The organism is Rhizobium sp. CC-YZS058 (genome assembly GCF_034720595.1).
GTDB lineage: Bacteria > Pseudomonadota > Alphaproteobacteria > Rhizobiales > Rhizobiaceae > Ferranicluibacter.
Window position 1 is genome coordinate 2,453,118 of the sequence record NZ_JAYESJ010000001.1, and the last position, 16,955, is coordinate 2,470,072.

At 65.5% G+C, this 16,955-nt stretch carries 12 protein-coding genes; 1 reads left to right on the forward strand and 11 read right to left on the reverse strand.

Going from position 1 to position 16,955, the window contains the following annotated elements; translation table 11 throughout:
• Positions 1–198: 198 nt before the first annotated feature.
• The 3 genes from U8330_RS11865 to U8330_RS11875 all read right to left on the reverse strand — a co-directional run bounded on the left by U8330_RS11865 (position 199) and on the right by U8330_RS11875 (position 3,619).
• The gene (locus tag U8330_RS11865) at positions 199–927 is read right to left on the reverse strand and encodes a sulfite exporter TauE/SafE family protein (protein ID WP_323105481.1); all 729 of its coding nucleotides are present in this window, start codon (positions 925–927) and stop codon (positions 199–201) included.
• 57 nt (positions 928–984) lie between these two features.
• Positions 985–1,935 carry a carboxylating nicotinate-nucleotide diphosphorylase gene (gene nadC, locus U8330_RS11870; protein ID WP_323105482.1) on the reverse strand — a complete coding sequence of 317 codons (951 nt, stop codon included), beginning with the start codon at positions 1,933–1,935 and terminating at the stop codon, positions 985–987.
• An 85-nt stretch (positions 1,936–2,020) separates the two neighbouring features.
• On the reverse strand, positions 2,021–3,619 hold the full coding sequence (locus U8330_RS11875) for an L-aspartate oxidase (protein ID WP_323105483.1): 1,599 nt from the start codon (positions 3,617–3,619) through the stop codon (positions 2,021–2,023).
• 106 nt (positions 3,620–3,725) lie between these two features.
• Between U8330_RS11875 and U8330_RS11880 the strand changes: the two genes are divergently transcribed.
• A complete protein-coding gene (locus U8330_RS11880; RefSeq protein ID WP_323105484.1) occupies positions 3,726–4,457 on the forward strand; it encodes a hypothetical protein in 732 nt (243 codons plus the stop codon).
• An 88-nt stretch (positions 4,458–4,545) separates the two neighbouring features.
• Here U8330_RS11880 and nadA read toward each other — a convergent pair whose 3' ends face one another.
• From nadA to U8330_RS11920, 8 genes are all read right to left on the reverse strand, one after another.
• Complete coding sequence (gene nadA / locus U8330_RS11885; protein ID WP_416236848.1) at positions 4,546–5,661, reverse strand: quinolinate synthase NadA; 1,116 nt, start codon at positions 5,659–5,661, stop codon at positions 4,546–4,548.
• 146 nt (positions 5,662–5,807) lie between these two features.
• Entirely contained in the window at positions 5,808–7,058 is a 1,251-nt protein-coding gene (locus U8330_RS11890) for an MFS transporter (protein ID WP_323105485.1), read from the reverse strand.
• Positions 7,059–7,148: 90 nt separating this feature from the next.
• Positions 7,149–8,012, reverse strand: a complete 864-nt coding sequence (locus U8330_RS11895; protein WP_323105486.1) for an MOSC domain-containing protein — start codon at positions 8,010–8,012, stop codon at positions 7,149–7,151.
• A 78-nt stretch (positions 8,013–8,090) separates the two neighbouring features.
• Positions 8,091–11,090 (reverse strand): DUF2339 domain-containing protein, encoded by a 3,000-nt coding sequence (locus U8330_RS11900; RefSeq protein ID WP_323105487.1) that lies wholly within the window; start codon positions 11,088–11,090, stop codon positions 8,091–8,093.
• Positions 11,091–11,337: 247 nt separating this feature from the next.
• Entirely contained in the window at positions 11,338–12,120 is a 783-nt protein-coding gene (gene recO, locus U8330_RS11905; RefSeq protein ID WP_323105488.1) for a DNA repair protein RecO, read from the reverse strand.
• Positions 12,121–12,160: 40 nt separating this feature from the next.
• A complete protein-coding gene (locus tag U8330_RS11910; protein WP_323105489.1) occupies positions 12,161–12,871 on the reverse strand; it encodes a hypothetical protein in 711 nt (236 codons plus the stop codon).
• Positions 12,872–12,919: 48 nt separating this feature from the next.
• On the reverse strand, positions 12,920–15,229 hold the full coding sequence (locus U8330_RS11915) for a polysaccharide biosynthesis tyrosine autokinase (protein ID WP_416236849.1): 2,310 nt from the start codon (positions 15,227–15,229) through the stop codon (positions 12,920–12,922).
• A 249-nt stretch (positions 15,230–15,478) separates the two neighbouring features.
• On the reverse strand, positions 15,479–16,900 hold the full coding sequence (locus U8330_RS11920; protein WP_323105491.1) for an O-antigen ligase family protein: 1,422 nt from the start codon (positions 16,898–16,900) through the stop codon (positions 15,479–15,481).
• Positions 16,901–16,955: the final 55 nt, after the last annotated feature.

Genomic DNA, 16,955 nt, shown 5'->3' on the forward strand with positions numbered 1-16,955 from the left:
CCATCCTCCTGAGTGAGCGTCAGAACGGCAACGCCGCGCCCTCGCCCATGTTCCCCCACGAGCGCGTGAACAGGGCGTGAAGCGCGGCAGGCGCCTCTTGAGCATTTCCAGCCGAAGCGTGATCGCTTCGGCGTCGGACAATGCGGCCGAACAAGAACATAGAGCATTGGAGGTGATCCCGTGATCGCCGGAAATGCTCTAGAAAAGCCGGAAGAGCGAGGTGGCGATGATGATCATCGACACGGCGATCATCAGCGGGCGCACAGGAATATGCTTGACGATATAGGCGCCGATGGGGGCGGCAATGACCCCGCCGATTACCAGCCCGATGGCGCTGTCGAGCTCGGACCAGCCAAGGGTGAGGATGAAGGTTGCCGAGATGGTGACTGTCACGGCAAATTCGGTGAGGCTGGTCGAGCCGATGACCTTCTTCGGATCATGGCCGCGGCCGATCAGCGAGGTGGTGACAATCGGCCCCCAGCCGCCGCCGCCTGCCGCATCGAGACCACCGCCCGCCAGGCCGACGAAGGGCACGGTCCAGTCGTCGACATCACGCTTGAACTGCGGTCGGAAGGCCTTGAACAGGATGTAGAGGCCGATGGCGATCAGGTAGAGCGAGATGAAGGGCTCGATCACCTTGCCGTCGATATTGGAAAGGAGATAGGCGCCGATCGCCCCGCCCACCATGCCGGCCGGCGCCAGCCTTGCGACGAGCTTCCAGCTGATATTGCGGTTCCAGACATGGGAGGCTCCCGAAGCGCCGGTGGTGAAAATCTCGGCCACATGCGTCATGGCGCTGGCGGTGGCCGGCGGCACGCCGAAGGCAAGCAGGCTGGTGGTCGAGAGCACGCCGAAAGCCATGCCGAGCGCACCATCGACGATCTGGGCGAAGAAGCCGATGACGATAAACACCCAGAGATCACCCATGCGCCCCTGCCCTCTCTCTTGTTCCGTTCGATCTTACCGGCGGCACGCGGTCCGGTTTCAGGCCCCGCCCATGCCGTTCTCGATGTCCGGGCCGTTCTCGATGTCCGGGCCGATCTCGATGTCGAGGCCGATGTCGAGCGTCGGCGCGGACATGGTGATCTTGGAGGTGGAGATGTAATCGACGCCGGTTTCGGCAATGGCTCCAATGGTGGAAAGCGCGACATTTCCCGAAGCTTCGAGCTGCGCCCGGCGGCGGTCGCCGGCATAGGCGTCGCCGGAGAGGCCCGCATGGGCCGCGTTCAGCGCCACGGCCTCGCGCAGCATGTCCGGCCCCATATTGTCCAGCAGGATCACGTCGGGTTTGGCCTCGAGCGCCGCGCGCATCTGGTCGAGCCGGTCCACCTCCACCTCGATGCGGACGAGATGTCCGGCATAGGCCTGGGCCGCGCGGATCGCCTGCGCCACGCCGCCGGCAACCGCGATGTGGTTGTCCTTGATCAGCACCGCATCGTCGAGGCCGAAGCGGTGGTTCGAGCCGCCGCCGAGCCGGACCGCATATTTTTCCAGCGCCCGCAGTCCGGGCAGCGTCTTGCGGGTGCAGGTGACCCGCGCCGCGGTGTGCGCGATCGCCTCTGCATAGCGCGCGGTGAGGGTCGCGACGCCGGAGAGATGCATGAGAAAGTTCAGGGCAACCCGCTCGGCCGAAAGGAGCCCGCGCGCCGGACCGGCGATCCGTGCGATCGCCGTTCCCGGTGTCACCCGGTCGCCATCGGCAACCAGGGCGGTGAAGACGAGCGCCGGATCGACCAGGCGGAAGGCCATGCGCGCCAGATCAAGCCCAACCACGACGCCCGCCTCGCGCACCGCCAGAACGGCCATGGCGGAGAGATGCGGGGCGATCGTCGCCGCCGTGGTGATATCGCCGGCGCGGCCGAGATCCTCGGCGAGCGCAAGGCGGACCGGTTCCTCGATCAGAAGGTCTGGCAGAAAAGGTCTAAGGGCAGTCATGAGATGTCCTTGGCAATTTCGGGCTTCATGCGGCAACACGCGCTCCGCCACAAGGCGAGGCAGATGGGGCGGCGAACCGTGCGGCTCACGCGGCCCGGCTTTCGGCAGCATCGGCAAGGATGGTTTCCGCCTCGGCCAGCGTCAGGAGGCTGCGGTGCTGCCAAGCGGCGCGCGGTTCCGGGCAGTCGCTGCGGTAGTGGCCGCCACGGCTCTCCTCGCGCGCCAGCGCAGCGGCGGCCATCATCTTCGCCGTGGTGAGGATGTTGGCGAAACGCAGCCGCGGCGTGCGGCGCTCCAGCGCCTGGAGCGCGCGGATGGCGGAGATGAGCCCGTCCTTGTTGCGGATGACCCCGACATGCGCGCTCATCAGCTGGCGCAGGGTGCCAAGCGCGGTGCTGTCGACGGGGGTAACGGGATCGTCGCTCTCGCCGGCCGGCCAGCCAGGGCCGCGCGCCGACGGCGCGGGCAGCGTGCCGGACAGGGCGTCGGCGATGCGCGCCGCAAAGACCACGGCTTCGAGCAGGGAGTTGGAGGCCAGCCGGTTTGCCCCATGCACGCCGGTGGACGCCACCTCGCCCGCCGCCCACAGGCCGTCGACCGAGGTGCGGCCGGACGCATCGGTCAAAACGCCGCCCATGTGATAATGCGCCGCCGGAACGACCGGGATCGGCATGGTGGCGGGATCGAGCCCGGCCGAAAGGCAGGAGGCATGCACGGTCGGGAAAAGATCGGCGAAATGCGCCCCGATCGCCGTCCGGCAATCGAGAAAGGCACCGCGCCCGGCGGCGACTTCGGCAAAGACACCGCGCGCCACGACATCGCGCGGGGCGAGCTCGCCGTCGGGATGCAGGTCCAGCATGAAGCGGTGACCGTCGCGATTGATCAACTGGGCTCCGTCGCCGCGCAGGGCCTCGGTGGCGAGCGGCGCCGGATCGCGACCGAGATCGATGGCAGTGGGATGAAACTGGACGAATTCGGGATCGGCGATGATGGCGCCGGCGCGGGCCGCCATGCCGACGCCCTGGCCGCAGGCCTCGTGCGGATTGGTGGTGACCGCATAGAGATGGCCGACGCCGCCGGAGCAGAGCACCACCGCCCGCGCCGCAAAAGCGACCCGCACCTTCGCCCGCCCGCCATGTGCCCGGGCGACCACGCCGGTGATCGAAGGCCCCTCGCGCAAGAGGTCCTCCACGGCATAGCCCTCAAGCACGCGGATCGAGGGCGTGGCCCGTACCGCGGCGATCAGCGCCTCCATGATCGCCCGGCCCGCCATATCGCCACGCACCCGCACGATCCGACGCTCGGAATGGGCGGCCTCGCGGGACAGCAAGAGCTTGCCTTCGAGATCCCGATCGAAGGGGACGCCGTAACGCAGCAGATCCTCGATGCGCGCCGGTCCCTCGGCCACCATCATCCGGGCCATCGCCTCATCGACGATGCCGGCACCGGCGGCCAGCGTATCGGCCACATGCCTGTCCACCGTATCGCCCGGGCTCATCGCGGCGGCGATGCCGCCCTGCGCCCAGGCCGAGGACGCCCCCTGCCCGATCGGCGCGGCCGCCAGCACGGTCACCGGCCGCGGCGCCAGCTTCAGCGCACAAAACAACCCCGCCAACCCACCCCCGACAATGAGAATGTCATCGACGCCGTTGAAAGACTGGGAGCGGAAGGGGTCGGTCGGCATGGCTTTCTTTCCTTCAGTCAACGAGCGGAGAACCGACAGAACGATTGAATATCAGAATGTTTTCATGTGATGCTCGACGCGGTGTCATGATGGGGAAGTGCGACCCATGCTCGAACATTTTCTGGCCGACATGGATCGGCTCATCGCGTCGACCACTGCTCTCTTCCGCTTCCCTGACACGCACACCGACGCGACGATCCTCGCGTTGATCGTCACGGCGATCATCGCGATGCTGCGGTATCTTCTCAAAGGCGTGATCAGTGCAGCCGTGACGCTCTGGATGGATCACCGCAAGCGCCGATCGGCGATCATCCGGTTCCACAACGATGTCGAACTCTGGCGAAGTGGATTCGACATGCACTTCGACGACGCGCATATCAGGATCTACATGGACATGGTCTCGAATGGGCCGGATGATTTCCGCTTCTTCGTGGGCCATTCCGAGAGGCTCGATATCGACGAGATCAAGCCGTTTCTTCATCGGCTGAGCTCCAGCGAGCTTCGATGTGTCCGCGGGTACACGGCGAACAGCGAACTGTACGAGCGAATGACCCTGTTTCTCGGTACCGACGACTTCGCGACGATGACGAAGGCGCGGAAGCTCAAAACGCTGCTGCAGTGGCATAAAATCGGATTGACCACGCGGCTCTTCGCAGAACTTGCTGCCTCGGAAATCGCCAAGCGCCACCACTTCGTAAAGCGGGATGCCGCTCTGAGCGAGATGATCAGACAGAAGCAGGAGGTGCTTGCGACGAAGCTCAGCGCGCTCAGCGTCCGAGACGACGTCTCAAGCCGCGGTGGCACGCTGGCCGAACCCGCCGATGGCAGGAGCGCATGACCTTTAGAGGAGCGGCGGCAATGGACCTGACATGGAGGTTCCCCTTTCGACGCGAAATCTAGACGAATATCACCCATCGCTCAACCACCTATCGGCTCAGCGCCACCATCCGCTCCACCGCGAGCCGGGCGCGGTCGGCGATGGTGGGGTCGATCGTGACCTCTTCCGTCAGCGTCAACAGGCTGTCGAGGATCTTGGGCAGGGTGATGCGCTTCATGTGCGGGCAGAGATTGCAGGGCTTGATGAACGCGACACCCTCCACCTCCGCCTGGATGTTGGACGCCATCGAGCACTCGGTCACGAGCAGAACCTTCGCCGGCCGGTTGTCCTTGACGTAGTTGATCATGCCGGCCGTCGAGCCCGCGAAATCGCACACCGCGATCACATCCGGGTGACATTCCGGATGGCCGATGATCTCGAGACCGGGATGGGCCTCCTTGAAGGCGAGCAGTTCTTGAGCGGTGAAGCGCTCATGCACCTCGCAATGACCCTTCCAGGTCAGGATCTTCTTGCGCGTCTGCCGCGCGACGTTCATCGCCAGATATTCGTCCGGAATGCAGAGCACCGTGTCGCTTTCCAGGCTCTCAACCACGGAGAGAACGTTGGAGGAGGTGCAGCAGATATCGGTTTCGGCCTTCACCTCGGCGGAGGTGTTGACATAGGTGACGACGGGAACGCCGGGGTAGCGCGCTTTCAGCAGCCGGACGTCGGCACCCGTGATCGACTCCGACAGCGAACAGCCGGCCTTGCCGTCCGGGATCAGCACGGTCTTGTGGGGATTGAGCAGCTTCGAGGTCTCGGCCATGAAGTGCACGCCGCACTGGACGATGATCTCGGCATCGACCCTGGTTGCATCCCGCGCGAGCTGGAGCGAATCCCCGACGATATCGGCGACGCAATGGAAGATTTCCGGCGTCTGGTAGTTGTGCGCGAGGATCACGGCATTCCGCTCGCGCTTCAGCCGGTTGATGGCCGCGATGTAGGGTGCGTAGACCGGCCATTCGACGGCGGGGATGAACTCCTTGACGCGCTGGTAAAGCGGCTCGGTCTCGCGCGCCACCTCCGGCGTAAAGGTCAGATCGGGCCGCGGCAGAACACCAAAACGCGTCGCTGCGCTCGCAGGTTCGGACGGGACGATTTCCGATCCGGGCGGAAAGGCAGCGGCCTGAACCGGCCTGGTCATCGTCACGCTCGTCATCGCCATCCACTCCCGTCCAAGACTTGCCGCCCCATTATTTGCTCACTTTGAGCATAAGTGGGACCAAAGAAAACCGGCAGGGCCGGTTGACTTGATTTAGAAGGTTTTGTGACGGGATTCAAGCGGACCTCGCTTGAAATCGTCGCCAGCCGTCAGGCAATGGCTGCGACCTGCGGACGAGCCACCGGCTTCTCCTCGATCGGCCAATGAACGAGCGCCGCAACAAGACCGAGTGCCACGCCGATCCACCAGACCGGGTCGTAGGAACCGAAGTGGTCGTAGAGATAGCCGCCAAGCCAGACGCCCAGGAAGGAGCCGATCTGGTGCGAGAGGAAGACCACGCCGCCGAGCAGACCCAGATGCCGCGTGCCGAACATGATGGCGACGAGGCCGTTGGTCGGCGGCACGGTGGACAGCCACAGAAGCCCCATCAGAACGGCGAAGAGCACCACCGTCGTCGGCGAGGCCGGCACCAACAGGAAGCCGGACACGACGATCGAGCGGGCGATATAGATGAAGGCGAGGAACTTGGGCTTGGAATAGTGCTGGCCGATGATGCCGGAGGACAGTGAGCCGATGATGTTGAAGAAGCCGATCAGCGCCAGCGCGATGACCGCATAGCGCGCATCGATGCCGAGATCGCCGATATAGGCTGGGAAATGAGCAGTGATGAAGGCGACCTGATAACCGCAGACGAAGAAGCCGAGAACCAGCAGCACATAGCTTTTATGCCCGAGCGCCTCCTTCAGCGCCTCGCCGATCGACTGTTTGTAGGCCGCCTCGCTCTGGCTGCCGGAATTGGCATTGCCCCGCAGGGGAATGGCGATGACCGGGATCAGCAGCATCAGCGCGCCGAGCACGACGAGGCTGTCCGACCAGCCGAGCGCGGAGATGAGGCCCTGGCTCAGCGGCGCGAACAGGAACATGCCGGCCGAGCCGGCCGCCGTGCCGATGCCGAAGGCCATGGAGCGCTGCTGCGGCGTGACATTGCGGGCAAAGGCCGAAAGGATGATGCCGAAGGACCCCGCGCCGACCGCCAGCCCCACCAGGATGCCGCCGCCGACATGCAGCCAGATCGGCGCGGTGGCGAAAGCCATGATCAGCAGCCCGGCTGCGTAAAGCAGGCTCGAGAGCAGCAGCACCCGCCAGGTGCCGAAACGGTCCGCCACGGCGCCGAAGATCGGCTGGCTGACACCCCAGGCGAGATTTTGCAGCGCCATGGCCAGGCCGAAGGTGGTGCGGTCCCAACCGAGCTCGCCGAGCATCGGCAACTGGAAGAAGCCCATGGCCGAACGCGGGCCGAAGGTGAGCAGCGCCACCAGCGCGCCCGCGGTGATGATCAGCCAGGGCAGGCCGCGCGGCTCGGCGCGGCGCGGCAGGACTGCCGATGAGGAAACGGACATGAAGGCCCCCAATGTCGATGTCTTACCCGTAAGGCGTCGCCGACACTAAGAGAAACGAATTTTGGTTGCCGGAGCATCAGCGCTGTTGATTCATGGGCCTTCGCGGCGCTGGCCGGGCTGGCGCATCGGCCAGGCTTCGGCCCGGCGGGAAAGCACCCGTACCGGTTCGCCGACCGACAGCCTCCCCTCGCCGCGCGGCACGGCGTTCCAGCCGAACAGCACGCCGACCACGCGCCGGTCGCCCGACATGCGGGTGCGCGACAGGGCGGGAATGGGATTGCCACCCGTCCGCGCGCCGGTTTCCTGGTCCTGCGTGGTGACGATGCAGCGCGTGCAGGGCTTGACGAGGTCGATGCGCACGCCGCCGATTTCGACCGCCTCCCACAGATCCTCGTCCCAGGGCACATCGTGCGCGATGAGCAGATTGGTGCGGAAGCGATCCATGCCGACCGCGGGCTCGCCCCTTTCCGCCAGCGTGGCGTTGAGCGCAGCGAGCGAGCCGGTGGTGGTCACAAGCAGCGGATACTCATCGGCAAAGCCGACCGGAACCGGTGCGCCCGCCCAGTCGCCGCCCGCCAGGCGCGCCGCCTGCCCATCCATCTGCACCAGCCGCAGGGACTGGCTGAACCAGCCCGACAGTGTCGCATTCACCGCCTCCGGCGCCAAGGCCGCATCGACAGGGCTCGACCAGACGGTGACGGAGAGACGGCGCGTGGGCTCGAAGGATGCAGAAACCTGGTTCCCGCCGAAGTGCAGGGTCGCCTGATCGCCTTCCACCGAGGCGACGACGGCAGCGAGCGCCGGCAGATCACGCTGCGTCACGCCCTGCCCCTTGTCATCGACCAGCATGAGACGGCGATCGCCGCTCATCCCGTCCAGCCGGATATCGGCGGCCTGGCGCGCAATGGCACGGCCGCTCTTCAGCGGATACTGGAACAGGCCGGCAAGATACATGGGAAACCTCTGAATCTGAGTCATGACGGTGAGAAAGAAAGCGAGCCGGGCGGCGCAAACCACCGCCAATGCTTTATTTTATGCGTTTTCGGCAGGCGATTTGGAGCCAGTCAGGATCTTCTGGTAGACGAGGCCGATGCCGATCAGCACGGCGCCGAGGCCGATGAAGGACAGCGCCCGCAACAGGCCTTCCAGGTTCGACATGTCGATCAGGAACACCTTCAGGACCGTCAACACCACGAGCACGGCAGAGGCGATACGCAGGCCTGCCGAGCGGAAGCGGCTGCTGAGCGCCAGGAGCGCCACGCCGAGCAACAGCCAGACCACGGAATAGGTATAGGTCTCGCCGGGAAGGAAGCCCTTCCAGTCGGCAATGCCCTGCCCCTGCCAGGCGCGACGCACGCTGAGCGTCGCCCAGGCAAAGCCGAGCAGCCCCGACCCGATGCCGAGCGCAACGATGAAGGCCCTGGGACGCCGACCCTGCGCAAACCGCGCCAGGCCCGCATAGGCAAGTGCCGGCAGGAGATAGCCGATCAGCAGCAGGTCGACGACGGGGAAGCGGCCGAGCGGTTCGCCTGACCAATAGGGGTTGAGGCCGATGAGATGGGCGGACAGAACCGAAAGCAGCGAGGCGATGCCGAGCCCGAGGCTGCCCAGGCGCAGCACCGAACTCGGCTGGCTGAGATCGAGCCGCATCATGATGCCGGAGGCACCGATCAGCAGCAGCGTATAGATCGACTGCTCGCCAAGCGACGGCGGGCCGCCCGAAAGCTGGCCGCCATTCATGGCGTGGCGGGCGAGGATCGCCAGTGTCAGCAGCGCGAGCAGGCTTGCCAGCCCCTGCAGCACATTGCGCAGCCTTCGATCGGCGCTGTGGCGATAGGCCCAGGCGGCGCCGAGCGCCACCAGCGCCGGCACGCCATAGCCAGGCAGCAGGGCATTGAGGATGGGCGTTCGCCCGAGCGCGCTTTGCCCCACCACCGTCGGCTCGATGGCGATGCGGCCGAGAATGGCGAGCAGGCCGAGCGCGGTCATCCAGGGCAGGCCCGGCCAGGCCAGCCGCCGGCCGGCGAGCGCAAAGAGCGCCGCGACGGCCGAGATGACCAGCGCCGTGACCAGCCCTTCGGTCAGCGCATGGGCGGCGAGCACGAGCTGCGCGAGAGCCCCGGCCAGCAGCCAGACCTGGGCGGCACCCGCCGCCGGCCCCGCCAGCGCGGCGAGCCCGAGGAGAGCAGCCGCCATGGCAAGCGCCGCGCCGCCATGGACGAGATCCAGGCCGAACAGGCCGATCATCAGGAAGGTGATGGAGGGGCTTGCCAAGGTGACGAGCGCCGTCAGCGCCGACCAGTAGGTCAGCGCCGCACCGGGCTGCAAGCGCCGGCGGCGGACGACCAAGCCGCAGAGGAGAAGAAAGATCGCCGAAAGGCCGAAGGCGATCGGGCGCGCCGCTTCACCGGAGGGCTCCAGAGGACCCCCGGGGGCGATGGTGAGGTCGACCGGCAGGTTCAAGGCCGGCGTGGAGGCGGCGACGAGCGTGGCAGCGACCGCGCCGAAGCCGGCAAGCCCCCCTGCCCAGGCCGCCCCGCTGCGCCAGGCGGAAAGCCCTGCCAGCGTCGCGATCAGGAGAACCGCATCCAGCGTCGGGTCCCGTTCGGCAAGGAGATCCGGCGTGAGATAGCCGAGCGCCACCATGAGCACCACGAGCGCACCGGACAGGACCACCCAGCCATGCCGGGGCAGCAGCAGCCGCCGCCAGGGACCCGGCTGGCGAGGCGGACGGGCGGAGCGATCGCCGCCCATGAACAGGCGCGAGAAGCCCGAACCCGGAACGGGCGCCTCGCGCGCCGCATCGACCGCCGGCTCCGCAGCCGGCTCGGCCGGGCGACCCACCTCGTCCGCGCCGGCCGGCCAGATGAAGCCGAGCCCGGCGACCACGACGAGGAAGGCAAGCGTCAAGGGCGTCGGCGCGACGACATCGGCCGTCACCAGCGTCGCCAGCGCCCAGAGGCCGAGCCCCAGATTGCCGAGAACGGGAACGATCCGCCAGCGGCCGAGCCGCGCAGCCACCAGCGATGCCAGCCAGGCGAGCGTCAGGAAGCCGAACAGCGTTTCGACGCTCGGATCCTCGGTGGAAATCAAAGCCGGCGTCAGGAGGGAGGCCGCAAGACCGAGGCCGGCGAGCGCCTGCCCATGCAGCAGCGACAGCGCCAGCGTGGCAAAGGACACGGCCGCCATGGCGACGAAGGCGAGGCCGGGACCAATGAACCCATAGATGCCATGAGCGGCATAGGCAGCGCCCAGCAGAGTGACCGCACCCGCCGCCGTCAGAACGCCTGGAATGAGCCCGGAGGTCGCCACGGGCGTCATGGCGCGCCACCGGCGCGACGCCGACGCGTCTGCTCGCGAGAGCGCGTCGTCCGCACCCTGAGAAACGCTGCGGCCTGCAGGGTCCGCGGCCGTCTCACCCGGCAAAGTCGCCGATGCGGAGCGCCGCCGCACGATCTCGCCCGCCCCGAAGAGCATGAGGCCGAAGAGACTGGCCAGAATCAAGCGCGGGCCGGGCCCGAGCAGTCCGGCATCGATCGACACCTTGACCAGAAACACGCCGCCGAGCGCCAGCGCCACGCCACCGACCCAGACGGCCCAGCGGCCGCCCATCAGGCTTTCAAGCGACAGCGCTCCCTTCGGCGCGGTGGATGCGGCTTGAAGCTCAGGAGAAATCGAGGCCGCTTCCCCTACCCCACCATCACGATCCGCCTGCGGCGACACTGCGGCCAGAACCGCCGACGGAGCTTCAATCGACGTCGCGGCGGCACGGCCCGCCTCCGATCCGGGTAGCGCCTCGGGCGTGGTTTCGCCCTGGTCCTGAGGGTCAGCCGGCACTGCAGTCGCCGCGGCACCTTGCCCCTCCGGCACGAGGACCCTCGGCGCACCGCCGACACCGCCTGCCGCCCGAAGGGCTGCGACCTCTTCCTTCAGCGCCAGAAGCTCCCGCTCCACCCGCTCCGTCGCCCGCCGGGCGCGCACGAAAGCGTTGAGCGACAGAATGAAGGCGGCAAGAACGAGAAGTTCGATCATCAGGGTTCCATGATGCGAGGGCGCGCCGGGCACGCCGCGTCAAGGCCAGTCTCTGACCCCTCCCCGCTCTATCGCAGGTTTCACCACGCCCCTGCAACCCGGGAGGAGGAACGCAAGAGGATGAGTGCCGAGGAAGACGCAGGCTCGGAGAACGCAAATGCGGCGCGGTCCGCTGCTCCCATTCCGAAAGCGGCCGCTGTTTCCCGCCGAGAAGCCGGTTGTCGAGGACAGCCGGAACGACAACAGCTCATCCGAGCGGTTCGTTCTCCTTGGCAACAGGCGCGGCAGGGTCCGGCTTGGGAAGAGCGGTCAGCGCCTTCAAGGCCGCCTGGACGAAGCCGTCCCGCGCCGGGGAGACGGCAAGACCGCGGGGTTCGTAGACATGGCGATGCAGGAAGAAGTCGGTCATGCGGAACGCTTCCGCCAGGCTCGCCGCATCGGCGGCGCGGCCGGGGCCGCGCAGGAAGGCCGGCAGGAAGAACAGGCGATCGCGATAGGGCTCGCCGGCGACGCGGCTGACCGCCCGGCCGGACTTCGGCGACACGAAAGCCAGGTCCTCTTCCGCCCCCGTCGCCGCGCAGCGCGACAGATCGAGCCCGAAGCCGAGGTCGTCGAGGACGGCGATCTCGAAGCGGAGCACCAGCTCGCCCGCATCGCTCGGATCGTGCAGATTTTCGAGAATGACGGCCAGCGCGTCATAGAGATGCGGGTGCGGATCCCGCTCCGGCAGCAGGCGCAGAAGGGCTGCCATGGCCTGAACGCCATAGACGGCGGTGGCCGTTTCCATCAGCCGTGCGGCACGCAGCGCCACGGGCTCGATGCGAAACTCGCCGAGATGCTCGTCGAGCCGGGCCCGCCAGGTAACCTCAACCTCGTTGCCCGGCTGGAGCACCGGCTGCATCTTGCGAGACCGCCCGCCCCGCACCAGCCCCAGATGCCGCCCGCGCGCCTGCGTCATCACCTCGGCAATCACCGATGTCTCGCCATGCCGCTTGACGCCGAGAATGATGGCCTGATCGGTCCATTGCATGCGTGTGTCCTGCCTGGTCGACGCCGGTCGCGTCTCAGCCTTAATTAGGAAGGGAGAGCTGTTCGCACCACAGGCCGGGCCCTTCCTTTCGGCCTGTCTGATCGTTTCGCCGCACCTTTGCGACCGGCTTGGTCTGGACCGTCTGCTTGGTCCGCTGCGCCTGGGCGTCAAGGAAACGCTCGAGCGAGGCACTCGCCTTGGGCAATTTGATCATGAAGTCGGGCGAGCGGCAGATGACCTTCAGGTCTGCCAGGAGAACAGGCGTAGAGCGAGAGAGTTCAGTGATCGGCAACCGGTTCCAGACAGCGAATCGCCCTCCGAGAACCTTCTGCTCCGCCGGTGCGAAGCGGTGAGAGCGCTCCATGTCCGCGCGCACCAGCTCCGGGTTTCGACCCTCTGCCAGCGAAATCATCGCCCGTCGGAGCCAAAGGTTGCCGTCTGCCGGAGTACAGGCCAAGGCGTGGTCGACATAGGCGCGTGTCTGCGCCAAAGCTTCGAAGAACGCCGGCGCTTGCGCCTTCGGATCCAGCGTATCGAGCCGTTTCAGCAGGATCGTTAAGCCGGCTTTCACGGTTTGCGACGCGCACCGCCCGTCCTGCGGAAAGGCGAGAACCGTGTCGGCCAGGTCTATGACATAGTTCGGATCGACCGTCTTGCCGCTTTCGATACGTTGCGCCAGCGAGACGAAGGGTTCCGCCTCCACCTCCTCCCGGAGCACCATCCAGGCCAAAAGCACGATACACAGTGCCATGGCCTGGATAAGGAGAATGCTCAGCCTGCGAAGCGCCCCATGCACCGTTTACTTGCCGTCCTGATAATAGCTCATATAGCGTGACTGGTAGAATTCGGTGGAGCCGTAAGTGCGATACAGCTTCATCTTCTCCTGGTCGACCTTATTGAGAACGACACCCAGGCATTTCTCACGAATAATCGGATCGACATCGAGCAGATGCTTGACGACGCGACGCGCCGTCTTGCCCCATTCGGTCACGAAGAGGAAGCCATCGAGCCGCGGCGCAATCGCCCGTGCATCGACGACCGGACCAAGCGGCGGCAGGTCGACGATGATGTAATCGGTGAAGCCGCTGACATCGGTTAAGAGTTTCCGCATCGCCGCTGAACCCAAGAGTTCGGAGGAGTGGGGCACACGATGCTTGATCACCGCCGGCAGGAAGCGAAGCCCGGTTGCGGGATTATGCAAGACCACGTTCTTCACGTCGGTCTGCTCGAGCAGAACCTCCATCAGGCCTTCGTTCGCATGTTGGCCCATGGCGCGCGTCGCACCCGGATTGCGAAGGTCGGCATCAATCAGCAGCGTGCGCGATCCCTGAGAGGCCAGGAGCTCGGCAAGATTGATCGACACGGTCGACTTGCCTTCGCCCGGCAGGGCCGAGATGACGCCGATGATCTTGCAGTCCTTGCCGGGGAAGGACAGGTCCGCGGCAATCTTCACGCTTCGCAAGGTCTCCGCGAAGGAAGAGAGCGGATGCTCGGTCGTGTAGCTGTAGATGCTCGAGATCTTGCGCACCGCTCTCGGATCGCCATCCACGACCTTCGGCGGAGCGAGATCCTTGCTCGGCACGAGCGGAGCCGTGCCCAGAAACTCCAGTTCGAGGCTGTCGCGGACCTGCTCGCCGGTCCGGAAGAAGCGATCGCGAAACTCGCGGAAGGCGCCTGCCAAGCTGCCGGCGGCGATGCCCAGAATGATGAACAGAGCCAAAGCCAACGGCTTCTTCGGGTGGCTGGGAATGGTCGGCTGCGTTGCGGCCGTAATCACACGCGCCTCGGTGATCGGGAAAGACTGCTGCTGGACGGTTGCCTGATAGCGTTCCAGGAAGGTCTGGTAGAGATTCTTGTAGGTTTCCGCTTCCCGCTCGAGTTCGCGAAGCTGGACCTGGGTCTCGCTGGCCAGAGCGCTGACGCCCGTTGCCGACGAGACGCTCTCCGCCAGGCTCCGCTCCTGCGCCTCGGCGACGTCGAGGTCGCTCTTGTAGCTCTGACCGATCCGGTTCAGCTCTTCGAACAGAAGGCGACGGTATTCGCTCATTTCGCTGCGGAGGCGGACGGCCTGTTCGTGGTTGGGGCCAAGTCTGGCCGAGATCTCGGCTTCCCGCTTCGACGCTTCCAGATATTTCTGGCGAAGATCATTCGAGACGGAGCTGCCCAGAACGTCGGTGACGATCGCCTCCATCCGGCCGGAGGCGATGATCGCCTGGACGCTTTCGTAGCGGGCGCGCATGCGCGCCGTCTGGCCCTGAGCCTCGATGAGCGCACTGTTCAGTTCCGAGAGCTTCTGGTCGGAGATGAGCGTGCTCGTCGTCCCCGTCCCCATCGAGACGAGCCCGTTCGCGGAGCGAAATTTCTGGACGGCCAGGTCCGTCTCTAGCGCTTTCTGGCGCAGTTCGGCAATCCGGTCCTGCAGCCAAGTGCCCGCCCGCCGCGTCGCTTCATATTTCGCGTTCAGCTTGTCGACCAGATAGGCATCGCTGAAGGCGTTGACGACGCGTGCGGAAAGCGCGGACGACGGAGAGGTGTAGCTGACCTCAAGCACATAGGTCCGACCGACGCGCATGACGCCGAGATTGGCCTGCAAACTGGCTGCGACGCCCTGGCGAAGCTGCTCCCGATCGACGGCCCCTTCCTGTCGCGGAATGACCAGCGAGATTGCCGACCGGATCATCGAGCGGACCGCCGAAAGCGCGGAGGCCTTGGGCGCTGTGAACAGCGGTTCATTGGTCAGATCGAGCTTGTCGACCACGGACAAGGCGATGCTGTCCGACTTCAGAAGCTCGACCTCGCTGAGAACGGTGGCCTCGTCTTCGCCCAGCATGCTCGGGGCAGTCAGTTGTTCGATCACCTCCCGGTTTCCACGGTCGATCAGAATACTCGTGCTCGCCGTGTAGAGCGGAACGGCGGTGAAGATGTAGATCAGCCCGACGACGGCGCCTGCTGCGAGACCGAGTGCCACCAGCATCCACTGCCTGCGCGCGACCCTGAGGATCGAGTCGAGATCGATCAGTTCCGCCGTGGATTCGGACCCACGACGGTCCTCCTGCGTGCTTGACAACAAGTCGCGCTGTAACAGCTGCAAAGGCGGTCTCCACTTCATCGGCGATGCGGAAGACTGTGCGAACGCCCAGTTTCTCCGCCATCGCGAGTGTCAAATGGTACCAGTCGCGTCGAATCGGGCTTGCGTCCGTGCGAACCCGCTGGCGTTCGGGTGATTATCTACGATTTCTGCGACTTCACCAAGCGGCTCGGACCTACGCTCACCGCGGAGTGCATCATCATCCAAGTGTCTGAGGGGTTATGCCACAACACTTGATCAGGAATCCAACATTTTTTTGCAGTGCAGCATTCACGTCGACGCCGACCCGTCCATGTCTTCTCGTTTGGCGGCTCCGCCGCCGGTCGATATGGTAACCAGACAGCCTAAAATTGTAGCAAAATAAAGGGCGTAGCCTGGGATCTGGATGGAAAAGTCCAGAGCGGAGTGGAGAACGACCAGAAGCAGGACCGCCAAGCCCAGTTGCGGAGCGAAGCGGTAGCGCCGCCGTGTCTTCATCCCGAGCACGAAGATCCTGGAGAGGGTATAAAGGGCGCAAAGGAGTACGACAGGGAAGAGCAGGCCCAGCGAGAGCAGCCCTTCCAGATAAACATTGTGCGCCATGTCCCAGACGAACGCGATGCCGCAGGATGCGTCGCGATAGGCCGGAAAGACGGTGCGGAAGCTGGCCAGCCCCGAACCGGCCGGGAGATGGTCGAGGACGGCCCTGGCGATCGCGGGGATCACGCAGAACCTTGGGTCGGTCGTGCTGGCCGTTTGCGCCCTGAGCAGGACCTGACCGAAGACGAGGTTGATGGAGAACAGCACGGCAATCAGTGCCAGTCCGACACCCGCGCGCCGTCGCCAGATCTGAACGGGCGTCGTACCGGACGCTGCTCCATGCTTGCGGGATCCGAACGTCCGGATCAGCATCAGGACACCGAGGGCGACGACGAAGCATCCGATCCCCGCCCGCGACTTGGTCAGCACGAGCGCGACCAGCAGCACCAAGGTGAGGAACAGGCTGAAGCCCGCGCGAAGCAGCGCCGAACGGGCGACCGGCGAGAGAGGCCCGACAGTGTTCCACGCGACAGTCAGAGCCGCAACAGGAATGCGTTTCAGCGTTCTGAGCGTCAGGGCAATCGAAGCGAGCAACGCCGTCGCAAAAAAAGTCGCGGCAGTGTTTCTGTTCACGAAGAAGCCGGTAAAACTATCGCGGTAGAAACGTTTTTCTACGAACAGCAAGCTCCCGGGGTCTTCGAAAAATTGAGCCAGCGCCACGGCCGCAAGGATGGCAGCGCCGAGCACGAGCAGTCTCAGGAAGCCCAACGCCCGTTCATCCGTGTCGAACAGGATGAGGGTCACGAGGAAGCCCGCGAAGGGCAGCAGCACCTTCAGCAGGGCGGCGAGATCATCGCCTGGTGAGAGCGAGATCACCCCGGCCGCAGGTTCCGCCAGCTCCCGCCATGCGTCGTCGCTCATGAATTTCGCAGGCAGCGGCGTCGTCTGCGCCACGACCCAGACTGTAACAGCAGCGGCGATCCCCACCGTAACTAGAATGGCCGATTTGGGCTTTGCCGGAAGGCCGAAGAGGCTGACGCCGGCGAGGAGAATGCCCCCCATCACCAGTGTCAGGGAGAGATAGGTCGCAGGCTCGACCGCGCCATAGATCGTGAGCGCGAGCAGGATCACGAAAGAAGCCGCAACCGACAAAATCCGCCGAACAAGAATCATCAGGACCTACACAGGGTGCGCGCGCCGGATTGCAGAACGCGCAAGGCCCGCCCTC